Annotated in this window: 5 protein-coding genes and 1 pseudogene; 5 read left to right on the forward strand and 1 reads right to left on the reverse strand. The window is 39.4% G+C overall.

The features are described 5' to 3' along the window. The first annotated feature begins 93 nt into the window (after nt 1-93). On the forward strand, nt 94-963 hold the full coding sequence (locus tag VIK44_RS10255) for an HAD family hydrolase (RefSeq protein WP_331553809.1): 870 nt from the start codon (nt 94-96) through the stop codon (nt 961-963). A gap of 189 nt (nt 964-1,152) precedes the next feature. Here VIK44_RS10255 and VIK44_RS10260 read toward each other — a convergent pair whose 3' ends face one another. Next, nucleotides 1,153-1,656, reverse strand: a complete 504-nt coding sequence (locus VIK44_RS10260) for a LiaF domain-containing protein (RefSeq protein WP_331553810.1) — start codon at nt 1,654-1,656, stop codon at nt 1,153-1,155. A gap of 181 nt (nt 1,657-1,837) precedes the next feature. Here VIK44_RS10260 and VIK44_RS10265 point away from each other — a divergent pair, with 181 nt between their 5' ends. The 4 genes and pseudogenes from VIK44_RS10265 to VIK44_RS10280 form a co-directional block, all read left to right on the forward strand. Continuing rightward, nucleotides 1,838-2,344, forward strand: coding sequence for an HDIG domain-containing metalloprotein (locus VIK44_RS10265; protein WP_331553811.1), 507 nt, complete (start codon nt 1,838-1,840; stop codon nt 2,342-2,344). A 38-nt stretch (nt 2,345-2,382) separates the two neighbouring features. Next, entirely contained in the window at nt 2,383-3,576 is a 1,194-nt protein-coding gene (locus tag VIK44_RS10270; RefSeq protein ID WP_331553812.1) for an isocitrate/isopropylmalate family dehydrogenase, read from the forward strand. A 183-nt stretch (nt 3,577-3,759) separates the two neighbouring features. Next, entirely contained in the window at nt 3,760-5,247 is a 1,488-nt protein-coding gene (pap, locus tag VIK44_RS10275) for a polyphosphate:AMP phosphotransferase (RefSeq protein ID WP_331553813.1), read from the forward strand. A gap of 281 nt (nt 5,248-5,528) precedes the next feature. After that, a pseudogene (locus VIK44_RS10280) lies at nt 5,529-5,912 on the forward strand (pyruvate:ferredoxin (flavodoxin) oxidoreductase); the annotation flags it as partial.

The raw sequence follows: 5,912 nt of genomic DNA on the forward strand, positions 1-5,912 counted from the left end.
CAATGCGTTCATCCCAAAAGAGTTATTAAAAAAACAATATACTGGAGACTTTTTAGATGTTGAAGGACTGAAAAAAGGACTTGGAGGTGAAAAATGCTAAAGAAGAATCCGATTATTGCCATTATGTATGACTTTGATAAAACCCTTTGTACAAAGGATATGCAGGAATATGAGTTTATTCCCAGTTTGGGTATAAGCCCCCGTGAATTCTGGACAGAATCAAATATCCTGGCAAACCAGGAAGGCATGGACCGAATCCTGGCCTATATGTATATGATGATTCGAAAATCCAATGAAAAAAAGATACCCATCCATCGGAATAAATTTGTTGAGCTTGGGGCTGGTATCGAGTATTTTGAAGGGGTCACCGATTGGTTTGATCGGATCAATGATCTTGGCCATAAATTAGGGGTGACCATTGAACATTATGTTATTTCCTCAGGTTTAAAAGAAATCATTGAAGGATCGAAGATTAAGGATGAATTCAAAAAAATTTACGCCTGTGAATATCATTATGACCAAAATGGGATTGCCGACTGGCCGAAAATGGTGGTTAATTATACCACAAAAACCCAATTTCTCTTTCGAATTAATAAAGGGGTCCTGGAAGTATCCGATGATGAGGGTTTAAATAAATTCAGGCGTAAAGACGATCGTCGAATTCCTTTTAGAAATATGATTTATATCGGTGATGGTTTAACAGATGTTCCCTGTATGCAATTGGTTAAATCCAATGGCGGACAGTCCATTGCCGTTTATCAGAGCAGAAAAAAGAAACAGGTGGCTGAACTGCTCACTGATGGCCGGGTGGATTTCATTGTCCAGGCCGATTATACAGAAGGCAGCGAATTGGATAGCATTGTTAAAATCATTTTAGAAAAAATCGCTGTGGTTAATCAGTTAGTGGATGCACATAAAAAACACATAAACTCACTGAAAAAAAACGCATGCATTCCAAAATAGACTGAACTTTAAATGAGAACAATAAAAAAAGAGCAGTTATGCTCTTTTGAGTTTGTTGACAAACCCGTTCTGGGCCAATGGTAAATCGTTGTCTGCTGCATGCTCGTACAGGCTATTGCCTGTTCGCCATGAGGCAGACAACTGATATTACCATTAACCCAGGACTTACTTTTCAGACTGCATTTTTTATCAGCCAAGGTCTCCATGGCCTCTGAGGAAGGGTTCTTCCAATGTTGGTTTGTTGGGATTCTCAAAATTAAGTCCGCCACAGGTGATATCCGCAAAGACTGAAAGAGAAACGGCATTTTCCGGGTCTTTACAATCAGTGTTATTGGCAACACCGCCAAAAATGGTATGATCCACAAGACTAACGTTAAAATTTTCCGGAACAATGATGTTGATGCCGCCACTCATCACTTTTACTTCCATATGGTATTCTTTTTTATCGGTGATAACATCGGTAAAATCAAGCTGCATACCGCCACAAAAAGCACCTGCCCGGAGATCCCGCATGACCTGTCCGTTGTATAATTTCAGTTTTCCCCCGAAAGTAACAGCATTATCCATGGATTCAGGGCTTTTGTCCAGGGTGCATTCAAATTCCTTTGCATTTTTCAAGACGACTGCACTATAGAGTGCTATGCCGGCAGCATAAACAGCCAACGATCCAACGAGAAATTTTTTAATATTCATTATGACCATCCTTTCCGATTTTTCTTAATAGTTTATCATCCTTTTCTTAAAGAATCATCATTTACTTTGTTTTTTTTTTATACAATCATAAAAGCAACAACTAAAATAAAGATACTATGTTATAATGATAAAGGATAAAAGCTGATTCGAGCAAATTACAGATATACAAAGAAAGGTCTTAATGGAAAAAAGAAAATACAACAAAGAATTTGAAACAATTGTAGGAGATATATTAACACATACTGAATTTCAAAAGTTAAAAGAGATTGAACATCATGGCAACGGTCTATATGAGCATTCGGTTGCAGTAGGTTATCATTCCTATCGTGTGGCAAGAGCCTTTGGGTTGGATTATGTTTCAGTGGCACGAGGAGCCCTTCTCCATGATTTCTTTACGGAATCCTGGCAAGAGAAGAAACAGGAGGCTAAAGGGATCCAGCGTATTAAAGATATGCATGGTTTTTCTCATCCTAAAACAGCGCTGGAAAATGCCCGGAAATATTTCGATGTTAATGAAATTCAAGAAGATATGATTGTCAAGCATATGTTTCCACTTACTCTAGTGCCCCCTATGCATGTAGAAAGCTGGATTGTAACAACTGTGGATAAATTAGTGGCAACCCGGGAAATGATATTTGAAAGAAGTCACCCGATACAGTCGCTTAAAGGATTTTTATTAAAAGCATAACTTGAATAAAATAGTATTAAAATAATGGAGGATATCATTTGGTAGAGCAACAAATTGAAAGAGCAAAAGAACACTTTGGCGTACTGATCAGGGAACAATTGGAACGAATCGAAAGAATGAAGGTCCAAAGCGACTTTACTGATTTTAAAACAAAGAAAGAAATTATCATTGGTATTGCCGGTGGGGATGGTATTGGTCCCTTTATTACTGCTGAAGCCCAACGGATTTTAGAGTTTTTATTGGCAGCGGATGTGGAAGCCGGTCACGTGGTTATTAAAGTCATTGACGGTTTAACCATTGAAAAACGTGCTGCCTGCGGAAAAGCCATTCCTGATGATGTTTTGGAAGAATTAAAAACCTGTGATGTTATTTTAAAAGGACCTACTACCACACCGCGTGAAGGCGATCCCTGGCCAAACATTGAAAGTGCCAACGTGGCCATGCGGCGGGAACTGGATCTCTTTGCAAATGTTCGTCCGGTCAGCGTTCCTGAAAAAAATATTGACTGGGTGTTTTATCGAGAGAACACCGAAGGTGCTTATGCTTTAGGAAGCAAGGGAATTAATGTCAATGACGATCTGGCCATTGACTTTACCGTTGTTACCCAGGAGGGTACGGATCGCATTATAAAAGCGGCCTTTGATTATGCGCAAAAATCCGGAAAAAACAAGGTAACCGTTGTTACAAAAGCAAACATCATTAAAACCACTGATGGTAAGTTTTTAGATGCGGCCAAAGCCATTTCAAAAAATTACCCGACCGTGGAAATGGACGACTGGTATATTGACATTATGACTGCAAAGCTCATTGATGAAAAACGCCGCAGTCAATTTAAAGTCATGGTATTACCTAACCTTTATGGGGATATATTAACCGATGAAGCTGCTGAATTTCAGGGTGGCGTCGGTACAGCCGGTTCAGCCAATATTGGCAAGCGCTATGCCATGTTTGAAGCTGTTCATGGTTCGGCACCACGAATGGTGGATGAAGGTCGCGGACAATATGCGGATCCATGCAGTATCATACGTGCGGTAGGAATGCTTTTAGAACATATCGGGTATCAGAAAAAAGCCGACCAACTGCAAAAATCTCTGGATATCTGTGGCCTGTACGAAAAAAGATTAGTGCTTACTGGTCGTGATACCGGTGCTACCGGTGCCGAATATGCGAACTATGTGATGGAAACTCTGTCCAATGCTAATTTAGACAAAGTTTACGCAAGCTATCAATAATATAGAAGGTGTCGTTGCACCATTCTGATTGAGTGCCCGTTTTTTGATGTCATTGTTATTCTTGAGGTTGAATACCCTGTAGGTATTCAGCCCAGCCATCATCAATTGATCATCAGCAAACGGGCACTTTCTTTATAATTTAGAGACTTCAGCCATTATGTTAAAAGGAACAGGAGGAAAAGAATGCTGGAAAAAATTGATTTAAATGTGACGATTGATAAGGCTGCCTACCGTTCAGCAAAAGAAGCGCTTAGTAATAAACTTGGTGTGCTTCAACGAAAAGTTTTCGAACTGAAAATTCCTGTGCTTATAATTTTTGAGGGCTGGGATGCAGCTGGAAAGGGAACCTTGATTAATGAGTTGCTCATGCCTTTGGATCCCAGAAATGTTCGGGTTCATAATTTGAAAAATGAGACTTACGAAGAATTTAATCGCCCTTTTTTATGGCGCTATTGGTCGAAATCTCCGGAAAAAGGGCAAATAACCATTTTCAACCGCAGTTATTACAGTGATTTAGAATACCGACAATCTCTGGATGGTGTTGATTTGCAGGGACTTATGAATCATGTCAATGAATTTGAGCGAACCATGAGAAATGATGGCATGATTATTTTTAAATTTTTCGTCCACATTAGTCAGGAAGAACAAAAAAAACGGTTTGAAAAACTCCAAAAAAAGGATGCCACCGCCTGGCGTGTGACACCCAGAGATAAAGATGAAAATAAACATTATAAAAAACTTTTAGAAAAGGTAAACCAGGAGTTGGAACTGTCAGATAAAAACGGTGCAAACTGGACCATTATTGAAGGACACCAAAAGGATTATGCGACCATTAAAGTATTAAATACGTTGGCGACCCGACTTGAAAAAGAGATAAAAGATTTTGAAAATGCACCGAAAATAGCATTGAAACCTTTGATTCACGATAATGATGCACAGTATGATACTGAAGTTCTGGATCATGTGTCATTAGATCAAACGATGACAGGACCAGAATACGCAAAAGCATTAAATGACTGTCAGAAGAAGCTGTATTTACTGGAAAATGAGATATATTTACGCCGGATTCCTTTAGTGATTGCTTTTGAAGGCTGGGACGCTGCCGGAAAAGGCGGAGCCATCAAACGGCTATCCAGCAATCTTGACCCAAGGGGTTATACGGTTTATCCCACCGGATCACCCAATGATATTGAAAAGAAACATCATTATCTTTGGCGTTTCTGGAGGGATGTGCCAAAGAATGGGCATATTTCCATTTGGGATCGCTCATGGTATGGTCGGGTGATGGTGGAACCCATTGAAGGGCTTTGCATGCTGGAGGAGTACTCACAGAGTTTTCAGGAAATCAATGAGTTTGAAAAACAACTCAGTGATTGGGGTGCAATTGTAATTAAATTTTGGTTGCATATTGATGAGAAGGAACAGCTGAAACGTTTTACTGAGCGTCAGAACAATCCTGAAAAGCAATGGAAAATTACCGAAGAAGATTGGCGGAATCGCGAAAAATGGGGAACTTACAAAATAGCGGTTAATACAATGCTTTTAAAAACATCAACATCCAATGCGCCATGGATCATCGTTGAAGCTCAAAACAAGGAATATGCACGGATTAAAGTTCTTAAAGAAGTGATTGCGGCAATCGAAACCAAATTAGGTAAAAGCAAAAAATGAAAACGTTATTTAATTGCTTGACAATTTTTTACGAAAACAACATAATTCCAATAGGCTAGTGGGCAGACCACCGACCTGTTGACGAGATTTTTTTGAAGGTTTTTGAGGAATATTTTTACATGGAATCTGATGAAATCGCGGCTGTGAACCCTTTGTAACGACCAGAAATACCTTTGATAATGTTTACACCTAAAAATTAGTGTGGTATAATTCAATGATGAATTCTGAAATTAACGCAACAATAATAATTAATCTGATTTATTTCTCAAGGAGGAAATTTTATGCCTAAAAAAATGATGACAATGGATGGAAACAATGCAGCTGCACATGTGGCCTACGCTTTTACTGAGGTTGCTGCTATTTATCCAATCACACCTTCATCCACCATGGCGGAGTATGCCGATGTGTGGGCTTCCCAGGGTCGAAAAAATATATTCGGTCAAATTGTAAAAGTTTCTGAAATGCAATCTGAAGGCGGCGCAGCAGGCGCTGTTCATGGTTCATTGGCGGCAGGTGCTTTAACGACAACCTTTACTGCTTCGCAGGGATTATTATTAATGATCCCGAATATGTATAAAATTGCCGGTGAATTGTTACCGGGTGTTTTCCATGTGACTGCGCGTGCTTTAGCAGTACAGGCACTGTCTATTTTTGGAGATCACAGT

The sequence above is a fragment of the Acetobacterium sp. genome, from assembly GCF_036508315.1.
Classification (GTDB): domain Bacteria; phylum Bacillota; class Clostridia; order Eubacteriales; family Eubacteriaceae; genus Acetobacterium.

What these genes read in the sequence shown, in the direction of transcription:
- VIK44_RS10255 (WP_331553809.1), top strand. Translation starts at nt 94, where the DNA reads ATGCTAAAGAAGAATCCGATTATTGCCATTATGTATGACTTTGATAAA.
- VIK44_RS10265 (WP_331553811.1), top strand. Translation starts at nt 1,838, where the DNA reads ATGGAAAAAAGAAAATACAACAAAGAATTTGAAACAATTGTAGGAGAT.
- VIK44_RS10260 (WP_331553810.1), bottom strand. Translation starts at nt 1,656, where the DNA reads ATGAATATTAAAAAATTTCTCGTTGGATCGTTGGCTGTTTATGCTGCC.
- pap (WP_331553813.1), top strand. Translation starts at nt 3,760, where the DNA reads ATGCTGGAAAAAATTGATTTAAATGTGACGATTGATAAGGCTGCCTAC.